The sequence below is a fragment of the Microbacterium sp. R1 genome (assembly GCF_015159725.1).
In the GTDB taxonomy this organism is placed as follows: Bacteria; Actinomycetota; Actinomycetes; order Actinomycetales; family Microbacteriaceae; genus Microbacterium; species Microbacterium oxydans.
Genome location: NZ_JADDUD010000001.1, coordinates 1725624 through 1746656, shown reverse-complemented (window position 1 = coordinate 1746656; position 21033 = coordinate 1725624). Strand labels below are relative to the sequence as shown.

Genomic DNA, 21033 nt, shown 5'->3' with positions numbered 1-21033 from the left:
GTATCGTGAACGGGTGACGAGGATCATCGCAGGCAGCGCGAGAGGGGCCCGACTCGAGGTTCCGGGCTCGGGAACCCGACCCACGAGCGACCGTGTACGCGAATCACTGTTCGGCGCACTGGAGTCCCTGAGCGCCATCGCCGGTGCACGGGTCCTCGACCTGTACGCCGGCTCGGGTGCCCTCGGACTCGAGTCGCTCAGCCGTGGAGCAGCGAGCGTCGAATTCGTGGAACGCGGTCGCCAGGCCGCAGCCATCGTCCGACGCAACGCGGAAGTCGTCGCGAAGGCGGGGAGCCTCCCGCTCGGACGCGTTCACGAGAGCACGGCGCATGCCTTCCTGCATCGCGCCGTCGGACCCTACGACCTCGTGTTCAGCGATCCGCCCTACGACCTCGACGACGCGGCCATGACGGCCGACCTCGTCGCGCTCGCACCGCTGCTGTCCTCGGACGCGGTGGTGGTGGTGGAACGAGCTCGTCGGTCCACGCCTCCGGACTTCGGCGCCGCGAACCTGGAGCAGTTCCGCGAGAAGTCGTACGGCGACACCACCCTGTGGTGGGCCGAGCCAGCGACGGAGGACGAGGACCCTGGCCCCGTGGGTCAGCCCGCGGCCGAGTCCCAGTCCCGATAGGGATCCCAACCGCTGAGGTCGACCGGCTGCTCATCGCACAGCAGGTCCTCATCGCCGGCGGCGCGCACCCTGCCGATGGCTCGGAACGCCGGCGGCAGGAGCGCCTCGGGAAAGGTGGCGAGCAGCGCGTGATCCTCTCCCCCGGCGAGAGCTCGCGCCGGATCGGCGCCGAGGAGCGCACTGTCGAGGGCGATCGTCACGCCGGACGCGGCAGCCATCCGTCGCGCATCGAGTGCCAGCCCGTCGGAGATGTCCATCATGGCGGTCGCGCCGGCCGTCGCCGCCACCGCGCCGAGACCGATCGGCGGCGACGGGCGCAACTGTGCGTTCACGGCTTCGCGCTCGCCCGCAGCGAGAGCGGCAGGATCGACGGGAACCGGCACCTCCCCGTCCCGGAACCTCCCGAACAGAACGGCGAGACCGCGTGCCGCATGACCGAGCTCCCCGGCGACGGCGACCACGTCACCGGGACGTGCGCCGCTCCGCGACACCGCTGCGCGTCCTTCCAGGTCACCCAGGGCCGTGACGGCGACGGTCAACGTGTCAGAGACCGTGAGATCGCCGCCGACGACCGCGCAGCCCGGCGCGAGCGCGGCACAGGCATCCCGGAAGCCGTCGGCGAGTCGCTCGACGAAGGAGAGCCGCATTTCACGCGGCACCGCGAGTGCGACCAGGAGCGCCGTCGGGCGCGCACCCATGGCTGCGACGTCCGCGAGATTCACCGCCGCGGACTTCCAGCCGAGGTCGTATCCGCTGGACCAGGCGAGGCGGAAGTCGGGGCCGTGCACCAGCGTGTCGGTCGTCGCCACCACGGAGCCCGACGGGGTCGCTATCACCGCGGCGTCATCGCCCGGCCCGATGAGCGCGTGCGAGGCTGCCGGTGTGCGTGACAGTATCGCGCGGAGAATGCGCCCTTCGGGCACATCTCCCAGGCGTGGATCGTCGGCGTCGGGTCGGGAGGGCATGCTGTCAAAGGTAGCCTGGAAGCATGCCCCGTTCCCGTCGCCTCGCTGCCCTCGCCGGAGCAGCGGTACTCAGCGCTGTGCTCGCCGGCTGTGCGACCACCGTGCATCTCGAGCCCGCAGCGGATGCGAACAACCCCGCATGCGCGAACGTGTCTGTACTGCTCCCGGAGAGCGTCGGCGGTCTTGATCGCGTCTTCACCGACGCGCAGGCGACGGGTGCGTGGGGAGACCCCACGGTCGTTCTGCGCTGCGGCGTAGAACCCCCTGCTCCGTCCGCGCTGGTGTGCACGACCATCGGCGGAGTCGACTGGCTGGTCCTCGAGCAGGAGGAGGAGCGTCAGCGCCTCGTCACGTTCGGGCGCGACCCTGCGGTGGAGGTCACGATCAAGCGCGGCGAGCAGATCGACTTCCAGACCATCGTCGACAAGATCTCGGCCAGCATCCAGTCGGGGCTTCAGCCTGCCACCGGGCAGTGCACTGATCGCGTCGAGTTCCCCGCGGGCTGATCCCCCGGGGAACCGGACGCTCAGCGGCGAAGGCCGGCTTCGACGAGCTCGGTGATGAGATCGCCGTAGCTCAGACCCGACGCGACCCAGCACTTGGGGAACATCGAGATGGGCGTGAACCCCGGCATCGTGTTGAGCTCGTTCACCACGAGTTCGCCGGAGGGTGTCAAGAACATGTCGACACGCGCGAGCCCGCGCCCGTCCACCGCCTCGAAGGCCTGGACGCCGATCTCCTGGATGGCGGTCCGCTCCTCCTCAGTGAGGTCCGCAGGACACACGACGTCCACACCGTCCCCACCGAGGTACTTGCCCTCGAAGTCGTAGAAACCCCGCGACGTCAGCACGATCTCCCCGGGGAGCGATGCACGGACGCCGTCGACGCCCTCGAGCACGGCGACCTCGATCTCGCGTCCGCTCACGCCGGTCTCGATCAGCACCTTGTCGTCCTCGGCGAACGCCACGGCCAGCGCCGCATCGAGCTCGTCGGCATTCTCGACCTTGGAGACGCCGACACTCGAGCCCGCCCGCGCGGGCTTCACGAACACAGGAAGACCGAGGCCCGCGGCCCGCGTGCGCACGTCGGAGGCGTCACGGTCCCAGTCCTTTCGCCGCACCGTCACCCAGGGCGCGACCGGGATCCCGGCCGCCTCCAGGGCGATCTTCATGAAGTGCTTGTCCATGCACAGTGCGGAATCGAGCACGCCACCACCGGCGTAGGGAACCTCGAGCGTGTCGAAGTATCCCTGGATCGTCCCGTCCTCGCCGTGCGGTCCGTGCAGGATCGGGAGCACGACATCGATCTCACCGAGGCCCGCGACGGAGCCGTCGGTCTGCACCACACGGAGTGTGCGATCGCCTCCCGGCTCTGGCCACAGGACACGCGTGCCGTTGTCGACGACCTCCGGGAGGTGCTCCGCGTCCAGCGGGAACTTCGCCGGGTCGTCGTCCTCGAGCACGAAAGCGCCCTCGCGAGTGATCCCGACGGGGATCACGTCGTATCGGTCGCGATCAATCGCCCCCAGAACGCCCCCCGCCGTTGCGGAACTGATCGAATGCTCGCTGGAGCGCCCGCCGAAGAGCACCACCACCGTCTGCTTGTCCATGGTTGGTCCTCTCACCCTGCGGGGTGTCGTCGTCCGTCGTCAGGTGGGGTGCGATGTCCCGCGGATCCATCTTGCCGTCGAGCACCATCTTCACCTGCTCGACGATGGGCATGTCGATCTCCGCCTCGCGCGCCAGCTGGAGGATCGGCGCGACGGACGCGAGCCCCTCTGCGGTCTGCTGCATCTGCTTCACCACGTCCTGGAAGCTGTACCCCTGTCCGAGCAGACGCCCGGCGGTGTTGTTGCGACTCAACGGGGACTGGCATGTGGCGATGAGATCGCCGAGACCCGCGAGACCCTGGAGAGTCTCCGGATGCGCGCCGTTCGCCACGGCGAAGTCGGTCATCTCCACCAGTCCGCGGGTGATGATCGACGCCTTGGTGTTCTCGCCATAGCCCACGCCGTCGACGATCCCGATCGCGACCGCGATCAGGTTCTTCAGGACGCCGCCGAACTCGGTCCCGATCACGTCGGTGTTCACGAAGGTGCGGAAGTAGCTGTTCCGTGCTGCGCGTGCGACGATCTCCGCCGTCTCCTGGCTCCGCGAGGAGATGACGGCTGCGGTCGGCTGCTCACGGGCGATCTCGAGCGCGAGGTTCGGCCCGGACGCCACGGCCACGCGATCGGGGTCGCAGCGCAGCTCCTGCTGGATGACCTGACTCATCCGCAGCCCGGTGCCGCGCTCGACACCCTTCATGAGGCTGATGATCTTCGTGTCGCTGTCGGCGATCAGCGGCCGCAGCGCCTTCAGGTTCTCCCGCAACGACTGGCTCGGCACGGAAAGGTAGACCTGGTCGACGCCGTCGAGCGCGGTCGCGAGCTCATGCGTCGCAGCCATGGTGCGCGGAAGGTTGATCCCTGGCAGGTAGCGGGAGTTCCGCTTGCCCTCGTTGATCTCCTGCGCGAGCTCGGCTCGGCGCGCCCACATCGTCACCTGCGCGCCGCCGTCGGCGAGGATCTTCCCGAAGGTCGTGCCCCAGCTGCCCGCGCCGATCACGGCGACTCGTGGACCGACCGGCGCGGTTCTCTTAGGAGTCAAGGCGTCCCGTCTCCTTCTGGCCGTGGGTTGCGGGATTCCAACGTTCGGCCGGTGCCTTCTCGTCGCGGATCTCCTCGAGGAGCGCCGTGATCGCGTTCATGAGCCGAGTGGTCGCTTCGTTGAGGGCTGCCGGCTCCCCGGCGCGCCCTCGCAGATCGGACACGTCGACCGGGTCGCCGATGAGCACCGTCACGGGCTTGCGCAGCGGCCAGAGGCTCAGACCCTTCTGGTAGCGCCCCATGATCTCCTGCGTGCCCCACTGTGCCATCGGGATCAGCGGGATGCCGTCGGCGAGTGCCAGTCGCACCGCGCCCGACTTGCCGCGCATCGGCCACAGGTCGGGATCCCGCGTCAGCGTGCCTTCCGGATAGACGATCACGCCGCGGCCGTGCTCCACGAGCTCTTCCGACTGTTTCATCGTCTGACGCGCGGACGCCGCAGAAGACGTCCGGGCGACGGGGATCATGCCCGTGCGGTGCAGGAACCAGCCGAGCACGGGAACCTTGAACAAGCTCTCCTTGGCCATGAACCGCGGCGCACGACCGGCACGCCACACGGCGACCGCGACGATCAGCGGATCGAACTCCGAGTAGTGGTTGGGCGCCAGGATGTAGGAACCCTGCTGCGGCAGCTTCTCGGCCCCGCGGATCCGGATCTTCGCGATCAGCGACACCGGGGGGATGACGAGCGCCGCGAGCGGCCAGAAGATGCTCGGACGCTTCGTCTCCGATGAACGGGACGTCACGGCGGTCACCGGATGACGTCGAAGTCGGCGCCGAGCGCGTCGAGCTTGGCGAGGAACTTCTCATACCCCCGGCTCAGGATGTCGACACCCGACACCTTCGATTCGCCCGTGGCCGTCAGGGCTGCGATCACGTGGCTGTATCCCCCGCGAAGGTCGGGGACCACGATGTCAGCACCGTGCAGCGGTGTGGGGCCGGTGATGACGGCGGCCTGTTCGAGGTCGCGACGCGGCACGCGGCGCGGTCCGTCCTGCAGACCCCGGGGATGCACGACGATGTCGGCACCCATCTTCACGAGCGCGTCGGTGAAGCCCATGCGGTTCTCGTAGACCGTCTCGTGCACGACGGAGCGGCCGTGCGCCTGGGTCAGTGCGACGACGAGCGGCTGCTGCCAGTCGGTCATGAAGCCGGGGTGCACATCCGTCTCGATCACGACCGGCTTGATGTCGCCGTCGCGACGGAAGAGGATGCCATCTTCCTGGATGTCGAACCAGCCGCCAGCCTTGCGGAAGACGTTGAGGAAGGTCAGCATCTCCTGCTGCTTGGCGCCGCCGACGAAGATCTCGCCGTCGGTGGCCAGCGCTGCGGAGGCCCACGATGCGGCTTCGTTGCGGTCGAAGATCGAGCGGTGGTCGTAGCCGCGGAGCTTCTCCACACCTTCGATCACGATGACCCGGTTCGGCTCGTAGGAGATGATCGCGCCCATCTTCTGCAGCACCGCGATCAGGTCCATGATCTCGGGCTCGATGGCCGCGTTGCGCAGCTCGGTGACGCCTTCGGCGCGGACTGCGGTCAGCAGCACCTGCTCGGTCGCGCCGACGCTCGGGTACGGGAGGTGGATGTTCGCGCCGTGCAGGCGGGTTCCCCCGGTCGAGAGGCGGATGCCGCTGGGGAGCTTCTCGACGATGGCGCCGAACTTGCGCAGTGCGTCCAGGTGGAAGTCGATCGGACGGTCGCCGATGCGGCAGCCGCCGAGGTCGGGGATGAACGCCTGGCCGAGCCGGTGCAGCAGCGGGCCGCAGAACAGGATCGGGATGCGCGATGCCCCCGCGTGCGCGTCGATCTCCTCGAAGTGCGCGGACTCGACATCGCTCGGGTCGAACACGAGCGAACCGGGCTCATCGCCCTCTGAGACGCGGACGCCGTGCACTTCGAGCAACGACCGGACGACGGCCACATCGCTGATCGCCGGCACATCGCGCAGGGTGCTCACGGTCTCGCCGAGGAGCGAGGCGACCATGGCCTTGGTGGCCAGGTTCTTCGCGCCCTTGACGTCGACGCGTCCCCGGAGCGGGCGTCCGCCGCGAATGGCGAGGACGTCTCCGGTGAGTGCAGGGACTCCGTCCGGAAGAGCGTCGCGCACAGGTGTCGTCATTCGGAGCCTCACTTCATCTACGGATTTCGGGGGCGGGTTGCCCCTGGCTCCCCCGCCCCCACCGTCTACTGAACGGGAAGGGTTCGGGGCCGCCACGACTCGCGACGGGCCTCGAACTGCGCGATCTTGTCTTCGTTGCGCAGCGTGAGCCCGATGTCATCGAGCCCTTCGAGGAGCCGCCATCTAGTGTAATCGTCGATCCCGACCTCGGCCTGGACGTCACCGATCGACGCGGTGCGCGCCTCGAGGTCGACGGTCATCTGCGCACCGGGATTCCGGTCCATCTCGGCCCAGAACCGCTCGAGATCCTCTTCCGAGATCGTCGCGGCGAGCAGGCCCTGCTTGCCCGCATTGCCGCGGAAGATGTCGGCGAAACGCGGGCTGAGCACGACCTTGAAGCCGAAGTCGCGCAACGCCCACACGGCGTGCTCACGGCTGGAACCGGTGCCGAAATCGGGACCGGCGACGAGCACGGAGGCACCCTGGAAAGAGGGCTGGTTGAGCACGAACTCGGGGTCCTGCCGCCAGCCGTGGAACAGTGCGTCTTCGAAGCCGGTCTTCGTGACGCGCTTCAGGAACACCGCAGGGATGATCTGGTCGGTGTCGACGTTCGAACGCTTCAGCGGAGCGGCGATGCCGGTGTGGGTGGTGAACTTCTCCATGGGTCAGAACCCTTCCGTCAGGTCGCTCGGGCTGGACAGGGTGCCGCGGATCGCCGTCGCAGCGGCGACGAGGGGCGACACGAGGTGAGTGCGCCCTCCCTTGCCCTGACGACCCTCGAAGTTGCGGTTCGATGTCGATGCGCAGCGCTCCCCCGGGGCCAGCTGATCGGGGTTCATGCCCAGGCACATCGAACAGCCGGCGAAGCGCCACTCCGCACCGAAGTCCTTGATCACCTTGTCCAGGCCCTCGGCCTCGGCCTCCAGGCGCACTCTGGCGGATCCGGGCACCACCATGACGCGCACGCCATCGGCCTTCTTCTTGCCCTGGATGATCGATGCGAACGCGCGCAGATCCTCGATGCGACTGTTGGTGCACGAGCCCATGAAGACCGCGTCGACCGGCACCTCCTTGAGAGGCGTACCCGGAGTCAGATCCATGTACTCCAGGGCACGCTCGGCGGCCGCGCGCTCGTTCGGGTCGGCGATCTCGGCAGGATTCGGAACCGCGGCGGAGAGCGAGCTGCCCTGTCCGGGGTTGGTACCCCACGTCACGAAGGGCTCCAGCTCGTCGGCGTCGATGAAGACCTCCGCGTCGAACGTCGCCCCGTCGTCGGTCGGGAGCGTGCGCCAGTAAGCGACGGCATCGTCCCAGTCCTGGCCCTTCGGGGCGTGCGGGCGGCCCTCGAGGTAGGCGAAGGTCGTCTCGTCCGGCGCCACCATCCCGGCGCGGGCACCGGCCTCGATCGACATGTTGCAGATCGTCATGCGACCCTCCATGGAGAGCGCTCGGATCGCACTGCCGCGGTACTCCAGGACGTAGCCCTGACCGCCTCCGGTCCCGATCTTCGCGATCACGGCCAGGATGATGTCCTTCGCCGTGACGCCGGCACGCAGAGTGCCCTCGACGTTGATGGCCATCGTCTTGAAGGGCTTGAGCGGAAGCGTCTGGGTCGCCATGACGTGCTCGACCTCGCTGGTGCCGATGCCGAACGCCATCGCACCGAACGCGCCGTGGGTGGACGTGTGCGAGTCACCGCAGACCACGGTGATCCCGGGCATCGTCAATCCGAGCTGAGGACCGACGACGTGCACGATCCCCTGCTCCGCATCGCCGAGCGAGTGCAGACGCACACCGAACTCGGCAGCGTTGCGTCGGAGCGTCTCGATCTGCGTCCGGCTGGTCAGGTCGGCGATCGGCTTGTCGATCTCCCACGTCGGGGTGTTGTGGTCCTCGGTCGCGATCGTCAGGTCGAGGCGCCGCAGTGGACGCCCCTCGCTGCGCAGGCCGTCGAACGCCTGCGGGCTGGTGACCTCGTGCACGAGGTGGAGGTCGATGTAGATGAGGTCGGGCTCCCCGTCCTCGCCCTTCACGACGAGGTGGTCGTCCCAGACCTTCTCGGCGAGTGTCCTGGGGCGTGCGGAATCCGCACCGGCGGTGGTGGTCATGGCGTGTCTCCTGTGGCTGGCGGTTCGGCCCACGATGGACTCCGCGACGAGGAGGGGCTCAGAACGAGGTCTCGTCGCGGCGCCTAAGAAGAAGGAGCACGGTCCGCATGACGTCAGATTACCACCGCTCCGACATGCCCCGACCCGTCATGACACTCTGAGGACACCCGCACCAGCTGCGCATCGACCGACCGAGAGGCACCGCATGACCGTCGACACCGCCCGCTTCGCCACCCGCGCGGTCCATGCGGCGAGAAGCAGAGAGACGGCCGCCTCTCGGGCCACGCCGATCTACCTCACTGCGGGCTTCGAGTTCGACGACTTCGACCACGCGGCGGATCATTTCAGCACCGGTACCGGATTCGGGTACACCCGAACGGGGAACCCCACGGTGCGCGCGGTGGAGCGCCAGCTCGCCGCTCTCGAGTCGGGGGCGGACGCGGTTCTGGTCGCGAGCGGGCAGGCCGCCGTGGCGACGGCTCTGCTCACCGTCGCGGGTGCCGGCGATCACATCGTCTCCTCCACGCACATCTACGAAGGCACGAGGGGTCTCTTCCTCGACAACCTGGCCCGACTCGACATCGAGACCACGTTCATCGACGACATCTCCGACCCGGAGGCCTGGCGTGCCGCGATCCGCCCGAACACGCGGGCACTGTTCGCGGAGTCGCTCGCGAACGCCCGCAACGACGTTCTCGATGTGCGCGGCGTCAGCGACATCGGCGACGAGCACGCGATCCCGCTGATCGTCGACAACACGCTGGCGACGCCGGCGCTGCTGCGTCCGATCGAGCATGGTGCGGCCATCGTGGTGCACTCCGCTTCGAAGTTCCTCGCCGGGCACGGATCCGTCCTCGGCGGTGTGATCGTCGACGACGGCCGTTTCGACGCAGACCTCGCCGGCCACAATGCACCCCACCTGGTCCTTCCCGGTCGTGGTGACACGCCCAGCGTCTTCGCCCGCCACGGCGGACGCGCACGGATCGGGTACGCGCGAGAGTCCGTGGCCCCGCGATTCGGCGCTTCCCCCTCGCCTCTCAACGCCTTCCTGATCGGGCAGGGCGTGGAGACCCTGGGGCTGCGTGTGGAGAGGCAGTCACGGAATGCACTGCAGATCGCGCAGTGGCTGGAGCAGCACGCCGAAGTCGAGAGCGTGGACTACGTCGGGCTCCCCTCCCACCCGGATCACGAACTCGGGCGACGGTATCTCGATGGTGGCTCCGGCTCGATCTTCACGTTCACGTTGCGAGGAGGGCTTCCGGCGGCTCGAAGATTCGTCGAGCACGTGCAGGTCTTCACGCACATGACCCACATCGGCGACGTGCGCTCTCTGGTGCTGCACCCAGGAACGACGAGTCATGCCCAGCGGACCGAAGAGGAGCGCGAGGTCCTCGGCGTCCGTCCGGGAACTCTGCGACTCTCGATCGGCATCGAGGACGTGGACGATCTCATCTCCGACCTGTCCCACGTGCTGCAGCACGTGCGGGAGACGGTGGCATGAGCCGCCCACAGCACTTCGGCTGGTTCCTCGCGCGCGGCTTCGGGCCGCAGGGGTGGGGCTACCCCGCGCTCGATTGGGACTACGACTGGACGCGCCCCGACGTCTATCAGCACGCCGCACGCACGCTCGAACAGGCGGGGTTCGATCTCGTCATCATCGAGGATGCGCCGTCGCTGGGATCGCCCTCGACGATCGACCTGCGCGTGCGGCATGCGTTCGGCGGCCCCAAACACGACCCTCTTCTCCTCGCGCCCTACCTCTTCCAGGCCACCAGGCACCTCGGCGTGGTGCCCACCGTCAACCCGGCGGCCTACCTCCCGTACACCGCGGCGCGGCAGTTCGCGACGCTGCAGCACCTGAGCGGACACCGGCTGGGTCTCAACGTCGTCACCGACACGGGCAGCGCACGGCACTTCTCCGACGCGGCGCAGCTCGGTCACGACGAGGCATACGACCGGGCAGAGGAATGGCTCTCCGGTATCCGCGCCCTGTGGCGCAGCTGGGATGACGGCGCCTTGATCGCCGACCGTGAGACCGGTGTCTTCGCGGACGGCAGCCGGCTGCGGGCCACCGAGCATCGCGGCGAGTACTTCGCCTTCGACGGGCCGCTGAACGCCGTGCCCTTCACCGACGGGGATCCCGCGATCGTCTCACCCGGCGGTTCCGGCCGCGGGCTCGGCTTCGCAGGCGCCAACTCCGATGTGCAGCTCGCGCTCGCTCCGTTGCACGAGAAATCCGTGCGAGAGTATCGCGCCAAGGTGCACGATGCCGCGCTCGCGAAGGGAAGGCGACCTGAGGACATCAAGATCCTCTTCGCCATCCAGCCCGTGATCACGTCGTCGAGCGAGGAGGCCGATCGGATCGTCGCGGCGTCGGCGCAGCCCGACGATTCCGCCCTCGTCCAGATCGCGCGCAAGCAGTCGAGCGACCTCGAGACCGATCTGACCTCCCTCGACCTCGACGAGCCACTCGACATCTCCATCTTCGGAGCGCACGTCTCCCGTGGGAGCATCCAGCGTCTGGTCGGCGATCGCGACCAGGATGCCCCGTTGCGCGCTCACCTCACAGCCCTCGCCCGCACCGGCAGGATCACGGACCGTACGGGGTTCGTCGGGACCGCGCACGAGTTCGCCGATCTGATCGAGGAGCTCGGCGAATGGGGCAACGACGGCGTGCTGCTCTGGGGCGACTTCCATCCGGTGACCCTCCACCGCACGCTCGACGAGCTCGTCCCCGTCCTGCGTCGACGCGGCATCCTCCGGCGCGAGTACGCGGAGGGCGGCCTGCAGGCGAACCTCCACCAGTTCTGACCGATTCCGACCGAGCCTCACCAACCCCGCGAGCCGGGAACGCCCTTGAAGGGGCCGACGACCCACGAGGTGACCCAGCCGCCGTAGAACCCGCCCGGCTGCGGAGAAGCGACCTCGTCGCCGACGGTGCACTCATCCATCTGCCCCGCGTACACGGCGACCCGATCGGACAGGATCTCGAACCCGCGAGCCGGCTGCGGGTAGGTCCAGGCGGCTCCTGGGCGCACTGTGTCGCCGGCGCGCACATCGAAGTATCGTGCGGAGCCCTTGAACTCGCAGAACGACGAGCCGGCGGCGTCGACGAGAGCACCGGGGACGAAGTCCGCGATCGGAAGATAGTAGACCGGAGGATGACTCGTCTCCAGCACGCGGACGGCGTCCACCGTGTCGGCGATCAGCTGGCCGCCGAGCCGGATGGTGATGCGCTCCACGACTGCGTCGACACGCGGTGGCCTCGGGTAGTCCCAGACGGATTCCTGCCCAGCGGCGGGGACGATGGGGCGCGGCGTGTGCATCTGCTCACCCTACGTCTGCTCGCTATATGTCGCGCGATACCGTGCCGCGTCATTCGACGGGGGTCGTGGTCCGCGCCGCCCGCTTCTCACGCGCGGAGGCGATGAGGCTCGCGACCGTGGCGATGGTCATCGACGCCAGGATCACGCCGAGCGAGACCATGTTGCTGATGTCGGGGACCCATTCCACGTGCTCCCCGCCGTTGATGAACGGCAGCTCGTTGACATGCAGGGCGTGCAGGATCAGCTTCACGCCGATGAAGCCGAGGATGACGGCGATGCCGTAGTGGAGGTAGCGCAGGCGATCGAGCAGATCGCCGAGCAGGAAGTACAGCTGACGCAGACCCATGAGCGCGAAGATGTTCGCCGAGAAGACGAGGAAGCCGTTCGTCGTGATCTCGAAGATCGCGGGGATCGAGTCGATCGCGAAGATCAGGTCGGTCACACCGATCGTGATGAAGACGATCACCATGGGCGTCCACATCCGCTTGCCGTCGACCGTCGTGCGGATCTTCGAGCCGTCATAGGTCTCGCTGATGTCGACTCGACGACGCAGCAGACGGACGATGAAGTTCTCGCGCTGCACCTCTCCCTCGTGGTCACCCTCCGGCATCGCCTGACGGATCGCGGTCCAGATGAGGAACGCGCCGAAGATGTAGAAGATCGGCGAGAAGTTCTCGACGATCGCGACACCGGCCAGGATGAAGAGCCCGCGCAGCACCAGCGCGATGATGATGCCGATCATGAGCACCTGCTGCTGCAGGCGCCGCGGTACGGCGAACTGCGCCATGATCAGCACGAACACGAACAGATTGTCGATCGAGAGGCTGTACTCCAGTGCCCACCCGGTGATGAAATCGCCCGCGTTCTGCCAGCCGCCGACGTTGCCGAGGAGCACCGCGAACAGCAGCGCGAGGCCGACGTAGAACACGACCCAGAGGGTGGACTCCTTCGTCGACGGGATGTGCGGCCGCAGCCGGATGAGCAGCAGGTCACCGATCAGGATGATCGTGAGGACGACCATCGAGGTGATCTCGAACCAGACGGGGATTTCCAAGGGCGCACTGGACCTTTCGCGGAGGGGTCGGGAAGAAGTCGAAAGTCTCTCCCCCACACGGATGTGCGTCGCGCGCCCGGAGCAACGATGACGGTGCTCGTGATGACGGACGCGCGTTTGCGGGATACTCCCTCTCGCCCGGGCAATGCTACCCGAGGCACGGGGCGAGCGGGAACGGATTGCATTCGAATCTCATCCGCCCGCTCGGCATGGACCACCGATCTGAGACGATGGGGCGGCGATCGACACTCTCCTCGTGAGAGACACCGAACGGAACCAGGATGCCCCTGCACACAGATGATCAGAGATGGGCGGCGCAGGCCGCGGGCGGCGACGAGAGCGCCTTCCGCGAGCTGTACCGCGCTCACGTGCGACCCGTGTACTGGATCGCTCAGGGAATCCTCGCCTCGTCGGCGGATGCCGAGGACGTGACACAGGAGACGTTCGTCGTCGCCTGGCGGAAGCTGCCCGACCTCGAACTCCGGGGCGAGTCGATCCTTCCGTGGCTCGCCACGATCTGCCGGTTCCAGGCGGCGAATCGGCTCCGGCAGCGTCGGCGAGACCAGGCGCACACCGCCGAGGCCGTCGACGAGACACTGCTGGCGGACACGGTGAGCGTCGAGGAACAGGTCATCACCGCGGAGCTCGCGGCGCGGATCACCCGCGAGGTGGGCACGCTCAGCGAGTTGGATCGTGAGGTCTTCCGTCTGTGCGCCACGGAGGGATACGCCTACCAGGTCGCTGCGGATGAGCTCGGGGTGACGCACGCCGTCGTCCGGAACCGTCTCTCACGAGTGCGCACGCAGCTGCGAGGCGCCGTGACCGAAGCGAGGGACGCATGAACGACCAGACCACCAGCGGCGACCTGCCAGAGCTCTCGGACGAGACCATCGCCCGCATCGAAGATGCCGTGTTCACAGAGATCGCCGCAGAGCGGGCGCGGGCACCGCGCACCGCGAAAGAGACGCGGTCGCGGCGACGCGGCTGGCTCACGGCAGGCGGTATCGCTGCAGCCTTCGCTGTCGGAGTTCTCGTGACCCCGCCCATCCTCAGCGCGGTCGGCGGGGCGAGCTCCGTCACCGCCGACGGCGTCAGCATGTCCGAAGACTCCGCCACGGATGCCGCACCGTCGGGTCCCGAGCGGATCACGGGTCTGACCGCCGAGTCGGCACCGGACGGCGCTCTGAGCCCGGACGCGAGCGCGGGTGCGCTTCCCGGCGTTGCGGCGAACGACAGCGGCCGCGAGATCATCGCCACGGCGCAGGCGACCGTTCAGGTGAAGGACATCTCCGAAGCAGCAGCTGAGATCGCCGCTCTCGCCGAGGAGCACGGCGGCTACGTCGAGAGCACCGAGATCGGGAAGTCGGTCGCCGTCGACGGCTCGTCCGAGCCCGTTCCAGATCCCGCAGACTCGGCATACGGCTGGATCAGCATCCGAGTGCCATCCGCCGACCTCCCGAAGACGATCGCCGCACTCGACGACACCGGCGAAGTACTCTCCTCTTCCACCTCGAAGCAGGATGTGACCTCCGTCGCGATCGACCTGCAGGCCAGGGTCGACTCCACCAAGGCATCCGTCGAGCGGCTCACGCAGCTGATGGCGCAGTCGGGCAGCGTCTCCGAGCTGATCGAGGCCGAGGTGGCGCTCACCGACCGTCAGGCGCAGCTCGAATCGTACGAACAGCAACTCGCCGCGCTCGACGACCAGGTCGCCATGTCGTCGCTGCAGGTGCAGCTGACGAAGGCGACCGCACCGACGACTGCCGACCCTGCGGGCTTCGGGGACGGTCTGATGGCGGGATGGAACGGACTCGTCGTGTCGCTGAATGCTCTGGTGATCGCGGTCGGCTTCCTCCTCCCCTGGCTCGCGATCGCGGGCGCCGTCGTGCTGCTCGTCTGGCTCATCCGCCGCGCCCGGCGGCGCCGGCGTCGTCGCGACCAGCAGGTCCCGTCCCATCCCGAGGCCGCCGAAGGCAACTGATCGCCCGACGTGGAATGGGCCGGTCTTCTGACGTGAGGAACCGGCCTGTTCCTTGATTTTCCGCGGTATACAAGAACCCTTGTGCGTTTGACGCCGTGAGCCTAGCGTCGTCTTCCGTGGAAGACATCTCCGTTATCACCGCTGTGCACCATCCGCTGCGCCGCCGCATCTACGACTATCTGCTCCTGTACGGAACGGCACAGGTCACGGCGATCGCCAGCGCGCTCGACAGTCAGGTCGGCAGCATCAGCCATCACCTTCGCATGCTGGAGCGCGCCGGCGTCGTCGAACGCGCCCCTGATCCCGACGGAGACAAGCGCACGAGCTGGTGGAGAGTGGCACGTCGGGGTCTCACCTGGTCGACAGACGATTACGCGGACTCGCCCGCCGATGCCCTCCTCGCCCGTGAGGCGCAGCGTCAGGGTATCCGTATGCAGATCGACCGGCTCCAGCGCTGGCATCGCCATCGCCATGACCCCGCATATGCCGAGTACGACGGATCCAACACGGAGACCACGGCGTGGGCCTCACCCGACGAGCTACGGGATCTCTCCGCGCGGCTCCTCGAGACGATCAGGGAGTGGCAGGACGGCATCGATCTCGACGACGGCCGACGCCGTGCTCCGGTCTTCGTGTTCGCGCACGCGTTCCCGACGGAGCCCTGATGTCCGCCGTCAGCGACCCGGAGGAGATCGTCGCCCCTCCCCCTTTCCGTCGCGATCGTCTCGTGCACGCCTGGATCGGAGTGAAGGCGCTGTCGGATGCCGGCGATGCGCTGTGGACCATCGCGCTCGCCTGGACGGCCGTCCAGGTGGCCTCCCCCGCTGTCGCCGGTCTGATCGTCGCTGCCGGTACCGTGCCGCGTGCCGTGATCCTGCTGTTCGGAGGAGTGATCGCCGACCGCGCGGACCCGCGCCGCATCATGCTCGCGTTCAACGTGCTGCGCGTGGGCGTGCTCGTCGCCGTGGCGCTGTGGGTGCTCGCCACCCCGCCCACCGTCTCGGTTCTGCTGTTCGCGGCGATCGCGTTCGGCGTGTGCGACGCGTTCTACGAGCCGTCCGCCGGGACGATCGCCCGTCAGCTCGTGCGAGCCGCCGACCTTCCCTCCTACGGCGCAGCAGCTCAGACGGCCTCGCGGCTGGGGACCATGGGAGGGGCGGCGATAGGCGGATTCATCGTGGCCCATGCCGGCCTTGCGGGAAGCGCGTCCGTGAACGCCCTGACCTTCACACTGGTCGTCGCCTTCATCGCGATCTGGCTCCGCCCGCGCTTCCGCCTCGCCAGGGCGGAGAAGGAGTCGGCACTGCGCGGGATCGCACGCGGGTTCGCGCACCTCGCCGAGAATCCCACGACCCGCACGCTCGTGATCGCCCTCTCCGGGCTCAATCTGGCGGTCGGCCCGGCGATCGGAATCGGACTCGCCCTCCGCGCCCATGCGGAGGGGTGGGGCGCGCAGGCCGTCGGACTCTTCGAAGCGCTGCTCGGGCTCGGTGCAGCGCTCGGCGCGATCTCCGTCGCGAAGTGGCGTCCGAGCCACGAGGCCCGCGGCGGGTTCCGGGCGCTGGTGCTTCAGGGCGCCGGGATCATCGCGCTCGGAATCGGGCCGGCGTGGAGCGTCGCCGTGGCGGCCTTCGTCATCGGCGCGACGGCTGGTTACGCATCGGTGCTGTTGAGCGCGACGTTCTCGGCCACCGTCGACACCGCCTACCTCGGCCGGATGAGTTCGCTCACGCGCCTCGGCGACGACTGTCTGATGCCGCTGGCGATGGCCGGATTCGGTGCTCTCGCGTCGTCGACGGCGCTCTGGGTGCCGTTCGCACTCTTCGGAGGAGCCATGATGGCGCTGATGATCCTGCCCCTGAGCAACCGTGCATTCCGGTCGCTGTCGTTGAGGCCCGCTGTATGAGCGACGACCACCCTGGGAAACGAGAAAGCCTCCGGCGAACCGGAGGCTTTCTCTGTTGTGTGACCCCAGCGGGATTCGAACCCGCGTTACCGCCGTGAGAGGGCAGCGTACTAGGCCGCTATACGATGGGGCCGTCTGGCGGAATGTTTCCGTTCCGCGACAACCGTTCAAGTATGCCACGGCGATTCTCACTGCGCCAAATCGACGCCTCCCCGTCACGAATCCCGGGCGTGGCGCACCGGATCCGTTTGCCGTGCGCGTTCCGAAGGAGTTGACTCTTCCCATGCGCGTCACCAAGTTCGAACATGCCGCCCTCCGTATCGATGCGAACGATGAGACCCTCCTGGTCGATCCCGGGTCGTTCACCGCTCCGCTGAACGACCTCACCGATCTGGTGGCCATCGTGATCACCCACGAGCACCCGGACCACTGGACATCCGAGCACTTCGACCGCCTCCTGCGCGACGCACCGGGGACGCCGATCTTCGCGCCGGCCGGTGTCGCCCGCGCCGCCGAGGGCTACGACATCACGGTCGTCAACCCCGGGGACTCGGTGGAGGTCGGCAGCTTCACACTGCGATTCTTCGGCGGCACCCACGAGGTCATCCACTCCTCGCTTCCGACGGTCGAGAACGTCGGCGTGCTGATCAACGACGAGCTCTACTACCCCGGCGACTCGTACGCGGTCCCTGAGGGCGTCTCCGTCGGCACCCTCGCCGCTCCCCTCGGCGCACCCTGGCTGAAGATCGGCGAGGCCATGGACTATGTGCTGGCTGTCGCGCCGCGCCGGGCGTTCGGAACCCACGACATGACGCTTTCCGTGATCGGCAAGAACATGCATCGTCAGCGGCTGCAGTGGGCGACCGAACAGGGCGGCGGCGAGTTCTTCGTGCTGGAACCCGGCGACTCCCTCAACCTCTGAAACATGGTCGACTCCCCCGCCGCGAAGCTCACCCTGGACGAGCACGGCGTGAGACGGCTCGTTCGGACGGTGGCTCCCGAGCTCGGCGACCTCCCGCTGACGCGCTTCGCGGAGGGCTGGGACAACGTCACCTGGCGTCTCGGATCGGACCTCGCCGTGCGCATGCCCCGCCGGCTCAGGGCAGCGCCGCTCATCCGTCACGAGCAGCACGCACTCCCCCTCTTCGCGATGCATCTCGCAGCGGTGAACATCCACACGCCTCTACCGGTGTTCGCAGGCGCCCCGACGCCGGAGTTCCCCTGGCCCTGGTCGATCGTGCCGTGGCTGCCGGGGAGGCAGGCGCTCGGGCTCCCCCGCCGCGACAACACCTCGTGGGCCTCCCAACTCGCGACAGCCCTCCTCCTGCTCCACCGCGAAGCGCCCGCCGACGCACCCGTGAACCCTGTGCGCGGCGTCCCGCTGGTGGCACGCGACCAGAGCATCAGAGATCGACTCGCCGAACTGACCGCAGCGATCGCCACGCCTCTCGGGGAACTCTGGTCAGCGGGACTCGAGGCCGAGCCCGCCACGGAGACCGTCTGGATCCACGGCGACCTGCATCCCGGAAACATCCTGATCGACGGCGACAGGCTGTCCGCCGTGATCGACTTCGGCGACGTGACCTCCGGCGACCCCGCCTACGACCTCGCAGCAGGGTGGCTCGCCTTCGACGCCGAAGGTCGACATGTCTTCCGCCGAGCCATCGGCGGAAGGTACGACGACGCGACCTGGGTCAGGGCACGAGCCTGGGCTGCGGCCATGGCCGCGATCCTCTGCCACTCGAGCGATGATCGCGCGGATCTGCGCGCGCTCGGTCAGCAGACGGCCGCCGAACTGATCAGCTGACCGAAGCTGCACGCACACGGAGATCGCGCGCGAGATGGTCCCGCTGCTCCATCACAAGCCGCCGAAGGGCGGCAGGCGCTGCCGGATTCGCGGCCAGCCACGCATCCACCGGCTCCACCGACTCCGACGCGGGGAAGAGCCCGATGACCAGGCGCCGCGCGATCTCGATGCTGCGCTCTGACCAGGCTCGGCCGATCCGCACGAAATACTCGTCGTCGAACTCGGAGATGAGATCACGGCGTCCCCCTGCACGGAAGCCGCCGATCACCGCATCGAGATGATCATTGCTGAGCGAGAGGTCGTTCCACGCGGAGTCCCATGCGTCGCGCCGCACATCCGCGTCGGGCCGAGAGGCACGGGCGCGCCGTGCAGCCGTGCGTCCGTCGCCGGTGTCGTCCCGCTCCTGCTCCGCCGTCACGTCTTCGTCATCAGCCTGCCCCACGGTCACGAGCGCGGTGAGGAGCTGCCAGCGCAGGTCGGGGTCGATCACGAGCCCCTCCGGGACATTCCCCTCCAGCAGCGCGCGCACCTCTTCGTGACGACGATCGTCGAAAGCGGACGCGGTCGCGAACGCTCGGGCCCAGGAGAGCTGCGCGTCGCTGCCGGCATCGGCGGCCTCCAGTGCGCTCCACACCGTGTCGGTCCAGCGGCGCTGCTCCTCGTCGCGACTCGCGTCCGGCACGAAGTGACGGATCGTGTAGATCGCGTTCGGCAGCACGCCCGTCAACAGCCCGATGTTGGACTCGTCCGCCGCATGGCTGCGCACGATTCGGAGGTAGCGCAGCGCGTCGAGCTCGCCGTCGCGGGTCGCGTTCCACAGCGAGGACCACACGAGGGCACGTGCCAGCGGATCCTCGATCGCGGACAGGGACTCCTCGACCGTGCGGAGGGAGCGTGCGTCCAGACGCGCCTTCACATAAGTGAGGTCGTCGTCGTTGAGCAGCACCAGATCGGCGTCGGGCAGCTCGATCGCGGTGCGCTCACCGATCACGTCGAGCTCCTGCTGCTCGCGACGGAGCACACGACCGTCGAGACGTTCGTACATGCCGATGCGGAGCCGGTGGGGCCTCGGGTCGGTCTGCACCAGGACGGAGCGTCCCTCCTCGTCCGTCTCCGTCGACAGCGTCGACACTCCGGAGGTCTGCAGCCATGCCGCCGACCAGTCGCTCATGTCGCGGCCCGAGACCGCGCTCAGCTGCACCAGGAAGTCGTTCAGCGTCGTGTTGCCGAACGCGTTGGCGGCGAAGTACCGGCGGGCGCCCTCGAAGAACGCGTCATCGCCGACGAATGCCACGAGCTGCTTCAGAACAGCCGCACCCTTGGCGTAGGTGATCCCGTCGAAGTTCAGCTTCGCCGCCTCGAGATCGGGGATGTCCGCGACGATCGGGTGGGTCGTGGGCAGCTGATCCTGCTGATAGGCCCACGCCTTCCGTCGCGCGGCGAACGTCACCCAGGCGTCCTGGTAGCGCGTCGCGACCGCCGACGCGTGCGCGCCCATGTAGTCGGCGAACGACTCCTTCAGCCAGAGGTCGTCCCACCAGGTCATGGTGACCAGGTCTCCGAACCACATGTGCGCCATCTCGTGCAGGATCGTGTTCGCCCGCGCAGCGCGCTGTGCATCCGTGGCCGCCCCGCGGGAGAGATACGCCTCCGTGAAGGTCACGAGACCCGGATTCTCCATCGCGCCCAGGTTGTACTCCGGCACGAAGATCTGGTCGTACTTACCCCACGGGTACGGGTAGGCGAACGCCTCCGTGAAGAAGTCCAGCCCTTGCCGGGTGACCTCGAGGACCTCGTCCGCGTCGAGGTGCGAGGCGAGCGAACGCCGGACGAGCACGCCGAGGGCGATGTGCTGCTCATCGCGCCGCCACTCGCCGTCGACGCGCGAGTACGGACCGGCAGCGACCGCTGTGATGTAGCTCGAGATCGGCAGAGTCGGGGCGAACTCCACACGCTGCACGCCGACACCCAGGTCGGTGTGCGCAGGCGACTGATTCGAGAGCACCTGCCACCCGGTGGGGGCGTCCACGACGAACGTGTACTCGGCCTTCATGTCCGGCTGCTCGAAGCATGCCATCACCCTGCGCGCGTCCGCCGGCTCGTACTGCGTGTAGAGATAGGTCTCGTCGTCCACAGGGTCATGGAAACGGTGCAGTCCCTCACCGGATCGGCTGTACGCCGCGACCGCCTCGACCCGCACGACGTTGGCGGCCGCGAGACCGGAGAGCGAGATGCGCGCGCCGTCGTAGACGACCTCCTGATCGACGCCGTTCACCGAGACACTCCGGACCTCTTCGCCGATGAAGTCGAGCCAAGTGCTCTCCCCCGTCGCATCGAACTCGAGGGTCGTCACCGTCGGGAACCCGGTACGGGCGCGCTCCGGCGCACCGGTCAGGTCGAGCTCGACGCGGATGCGATGCACGGTGACGGCGGCGGATCGCGCGGCCGTCTCCTCGCGGGTGAGGTTGGCTGTGTCCATGCATCCATCC

At 68.1% G+C, this 21033-nt stretch carries 20 protein-coding genes and 1 tRNA gene; 10 read left to right on the top strand and 11 right to left on the bottom strand.

Annotated features, from left to right (window positions below; genetic code table 11):
- Positions 1–13: 13 nt before the first annotated feature.
- Complete coding sequence (gene rsmD / locus ILP86_RS08580; RefSeq protein WP_058630593.1) at positions 14–631, top strand: 16S rRNA (guanine(966)-N(2))-methyltransferase RsmD; 618 nt, start codon at positions 14–16, stop codon at positions 629–631.
- On the opposite strand, the gene thiL is transcribed toward rsmD, so the two are convergent.
- Positions 601–1596: a thiamine-phosphate kinase gene (gene thiL, locus ILP86_RS08575; protein ID WP_193761781.1), complete on the bottom strand. Its 996-nt coding sequence runs from the start codon at positions 1594–1596 to the stop codon at positions 601–603. The genes rsmD and thiL overlap by 31 nt on opposite strands.
- A 23-nt stretch (positions 1597–1619) precedes the next feature.
- Between thiL and ILP86_RS08570 the strand changes: the two genes are divergently transcribed.
- Positions 1620–2102: a DUF3515 domain-containing protein gene (locus tag ILP86_RS08570; protein WP_193761780.1), complete on the top strand. Its 483-nt coding sequence runs from the start codon at positions 1620–1622 to the stop codon at positions 2100–2102.
- 20 nt (positions 2103–2122) lie between these two features.
- Here ILP86_RS08570 and ILP86_RS08565 read toward each other — a convergent pair whose 3' ends face one another.
- The 6 genes from ILP86_RS08565 to leuC all read right to left on the bottom strand — a co-directional run bounded on the left by ILP86_RS08565 (position 2123) and on the right by leuC (position 8470).
- Complete coding sequence (locus tag ILP86_RS08565) at positions 2123–3205, bottom strand: D-alanine--D-alanine ligase family protein (RefSeq protein WP_193761779.1); 1083 nt, start codon at positions 3203–3205, stop codon at positions 2123–2125.
- Positions 3111–4244 carry an NAD(P)H-dependent glycerol-3-phosphate dehydrogenase gene (locus ILP86_RS08560; RefSeq protein ID WP_046748444.1) on the bottom strand — a complete coding sequence of 378 codons (1134 nt, stop codon included), beginning with the start codon at positions 4242–4244 and terminating at the stop codon, positions 3111–3113. The genes ILP86_RS08565 and ILP86_RS08560 overlap by 95 nt, the downstream gene beginning before the upstream one ends.
- Complete coding sequence (locus tag ILP86_RS08555; protein ID WP_046748443.1) at positions 4234–4998, bottom strand: 1-acyl-sn-glycerol-3-phosphate acyltransferase; 765 nt, start codon at positions 4996–4998, stop codon at positions 4234–4236. The genes ILP86_RS08560 and ILP86_RS08555 overlap by 11 nt, the downstream gene beginning before the upstream one ends.
- Complete coding sequence (gene murA / locus ILP86_RS08550) at positions 4995–6362, bottom strand: UDP-N-acetylglucosamine 1-carboxyvinyltransferase (RefSeq protein ID WP_046748442.1); 1368 nt, start codon at positions 6360–6362, stop codon at positions 4995–4997. Before murA ends, ILP86_RS08555 begins: the two co-directional genes overlap by 4 nt.
- Positions 6363–6427: 65 nt before the next feature.
- Positions 6428–7024 (bottom strand): 3-isopropylmalate dehydratase small subunit, encoded by a 597-nt coding sequence (gene leuD / locus ILP86_RS08545; protein ID WP_193761778.1) that lies wholly within the window; start codon positions 7022–7024, stop codon positions 6428–6430.
- A gap of 3 nt (positions 7025–7027) precedes the next feature.
- Positions 7028–8470, bottom strand: coding sequence for a 3-isopropylmalate dehydratase large subunit (leuC, locus tag ILP86_RS08540; RefSeq protein WP_061017628.1), 1443 nt, complete (start codon positions 8468–8470; stop codon positions 7028–7030).
- Positions 8471–8675: 205 nt separating this feature from the next.
- Here leuC and ILP86_RS08535 point away from each other — a divergent pair, with 205 nt between their 5' ends.
- Positions 8676–9971, top strand: coding sequence for an O-acetylhomoserine aminocarboxypropyltransferase/cysteine synthase family protein (locus ILP86_RS08535; protein WP_058630586.1), 1296 nt, complete (start codon positions 8676–8678; stop codon positions 9969–9971).
- On the top strand, positions 9968–11281 hold the full coding sequence (locus ILP86_RS08530) for an LLM class flavin-dependent oxidoreductase (protein ID WP_061017627.1): 1314 nt from the start codon (positions 9968–9970) through the stop codon (positions 11279–11281). Before ILP86_RS08535 ends, ILP86_RS08530 begins: the two co-directional genes overlap by 4 nt.
- A 17-nt stretch (positions 11282–11298) precedes the next feature.
- Here the strand turns inward: ILP86_RS08530 and ILP86_RS08525 are convergent, their stop codons facing one another.
- Entirely contained in the window at positions 11299–11796 is a 498-nt protein-coding gene (locus ILP86_RS08525) for a DUF427 domain-containing protein (RefSeq protein WP_193761777.1), read from the bottom strand.
- A 49-nt stretch (positions 11797–11845) separates the two neighbouring features.
- A complete protein-coding gene (locus ILP86_RS08520; protein WP_046748436.1) occupies positions 11846–12850 on the bottom strand; it encodes a TerC/Alx family metal homeostasis membrane protein in 1005 nt (334 codons plus the stop codon).
- Positions 12851–13131: 281 nt separating this feature from the next.
- Here ILP86_RS08520 and ILP86_RS08515 point away from each other — a divergent pair, with 281 nt between their 5' ends.
- The 4 genes from ILP86_RS08515 to ILP86_RS08500 all read left to right on the top strand — a co-directional run bounded on the left by ILP86_RS08515 (position 13132) and on the right by ILP86_RS08500 (position 16737).
- Positions 13132–13692, top strand: a complete 561-nt coding sequence (locus ILP86_RS08515) for an RNA polymerase sigma factor (protein ID WP_058630584.1) — start codon at positions 13132–13134, stop codon at positions 13690–13692.
- Positions 13689–14831 (top strand): DUF4349 domain-containing protein, encoded by a 1143-nt coding sequence (locus ILP86_RS08510; RefSeq protein WP_193761776.1) that lies wholly within the window; start codon positions 13689–13691, stop codon positions 14829–14831. The genes ILP86_RS08515 and ILP86_RS08510 overlap by 4 nt, the downstream gene beginning before the upstream one ends.
- A gap of 116 nt (positions 14832–14947) precedes the next feature.
- Positions 14948–15496, top strand: coding sequence for a helix-turn-helix transcriptional regulator (locus ILP86_RS08505; RefSeq protein ID WP_193761775.1), 549 nt, complete (start codon positions 14948–14950; stop codon positions 15494–15496).
- Positions 15496–16737: an MFS transporter gene (locus tag ILP86_RS08500; protein WP_193761774.1), complete on the top strand. Its 1242-nt coding sequence runs from the start codon at positions 15496–15498 to the stop codon at positions 16735–16737. The genes ILP86_RS08505 and ILP86_RS08500 overlap by 1 nt, the downstream gene beginning before the upstream one ends.
- Positions 16738–16797: 60 nt before the next feature.
- Here the strand turns inward: ILP86_RS08500 and ILP86_RS08495 are convergent.
- Positions 16798–16870 (bottom strand) — tRNA-Glu (locus ILP86_RS08495).
- 150 nt (positions 16871–17020) lie between these two features.
- Here ILP86_RS08495 and ILP86_RS08490 point away from each other — a divergent pair.
- A complete protein-coding gene (locus ILP86_RS08490) occupies positions 17021–17659 on the top strand; it encodes an MBL fold metallo-hydrolase (protein ID WP_193761773.1) in 639 nt (212 codons plus the stop codon).
- Between the two features lie 3 nt (positions 17660–17662).
- Entirely contained in the window at positions 17663–18544 is an 882-nt protein-coding gene (locus tag ILP86_RS08485; RefSeq protein WP_193761772.1) for an aminoglycoside phosphotransferase family protein, read from the top strand.
- Here ILP86_RS08485 and pepN read toward each other — a convergent pair.
- Entirely contained in the window at positions 18537–21023 is a 2487-nt protein-coding gene (pepN, locus tag ILP86_RS08480) for an aminopeptidase N (protein WP_193761771.1), read from the bottom strand. The two genes, ILP86_RS08485 and pepN, sit on opposite strands and share 8 nt — an antisense overlap.
- Positions 21024–21033: the final 10 nt, after the last annotated feature.

Bases quoted from the DNA above. Each gene is read 5' to 3' on its own strand.
- thiL (WP_193761781.1), bottom strand. From the start codon at position 1,596: ATGCCCTCCCGACCCGACGCCGACGATCCACGCCTGGGAGATGTGCCC.
- ILP86_RS08570 (WP_193761780.1), top strand. From the start codon at position 1,620: ATGCCCCGTTCCCGTCGCCTCGCTGCCCTCGCCGGAGCAGCGGTACTC.
- ILP86_RS08565 (WP_193761779.1), bottom strand. From the start codon at position 3,205: ATGGACAAGCAGACGGTGGTGGTGCTCTTCGGCGGGCGCTCCAGCGAG.
- murA (WP_046748442.1), bottom strand. From the start codon at position 6,362: ATGACGACACCTGTGCGCGACGCTCTTCCGGACGGAGTCCCTGCACTC.
- leuD (WP_193761778.1), bottom strand. From the start codon at position 7,024: ATGGAGAAGTTCACCACCCACACCGGCATCGCCGCTCCGCTGAAGCGT.
- leuC (WP_061017628.1), bottom strand. From the start codon at position 8,470: ATGACCACCACCGCCGGTGCGGATTCCGCACGCCCCAGGACACTCGCC.
- ILP86_RS08535 (WP_058630586.1), top strand. From the start codon at position 8,676: ATGACCGTCGACACCGCCCGCTTCGCCACCCGCGCGGTCCATGCGGCG.
- ILP86_RS08530 (WP_061017627.1), top strand. From the start codon at position 9,968: ATGAGCCGCCCACAGCACTTCGGCTGGTTCCTCGCGCGCGGCTTCGGG.
- ILP86_RS08525 (WP_193761777.1), bottom strand. From the start codon at position 11,796: ATGCACACGCCGCGCCCCATCGTCCCCGCCGCTGGGCAGGAATCCGTC.
- ILP86_RS08515 (WP_058630584.1), top strand. From the start codon at position 13,132: ATGCCCCTGCACACAGATGATCAGAGATGGGCGGCGCAGGCCGCGGGC.
- ILP86_RS08510 (WP_193761776.1), top strand. From the start codon at position 13,689: ATGAACGACCAGACCACCAGCGGCGACCTGCCAGAGCTCTCGGACGAG.
- ILP86_RS08500 (WP_193761774.1), top strand. From the start codon at position 15,496: ATGTCCGCCGTCAGCGACCCGGAGGAGATCGTCGCCCCTCCCCCTTTC.
- ILP86_RS08490 (WP_193761773.1), top strand. From the start codon at position 17,021: ATGCGCGTCACCAAGTTCGAACATGCCGCCCTCCGTATCGATGCGAAC.
- ILP86_RS08485 (WP_193761772.1), top strand. From the start codon at position 17,663: ATGGTCGACTCCCCCGCCGCGAAGCTCACCCTGGACGAGCACGGCGTG.
- pepN (WP_193761771.1), bottom strand. From the start codon at position 21,023: ATGGACACAGCCAACCTCACCCGCGAGGAGACGGCCGCGCGATCCGCC.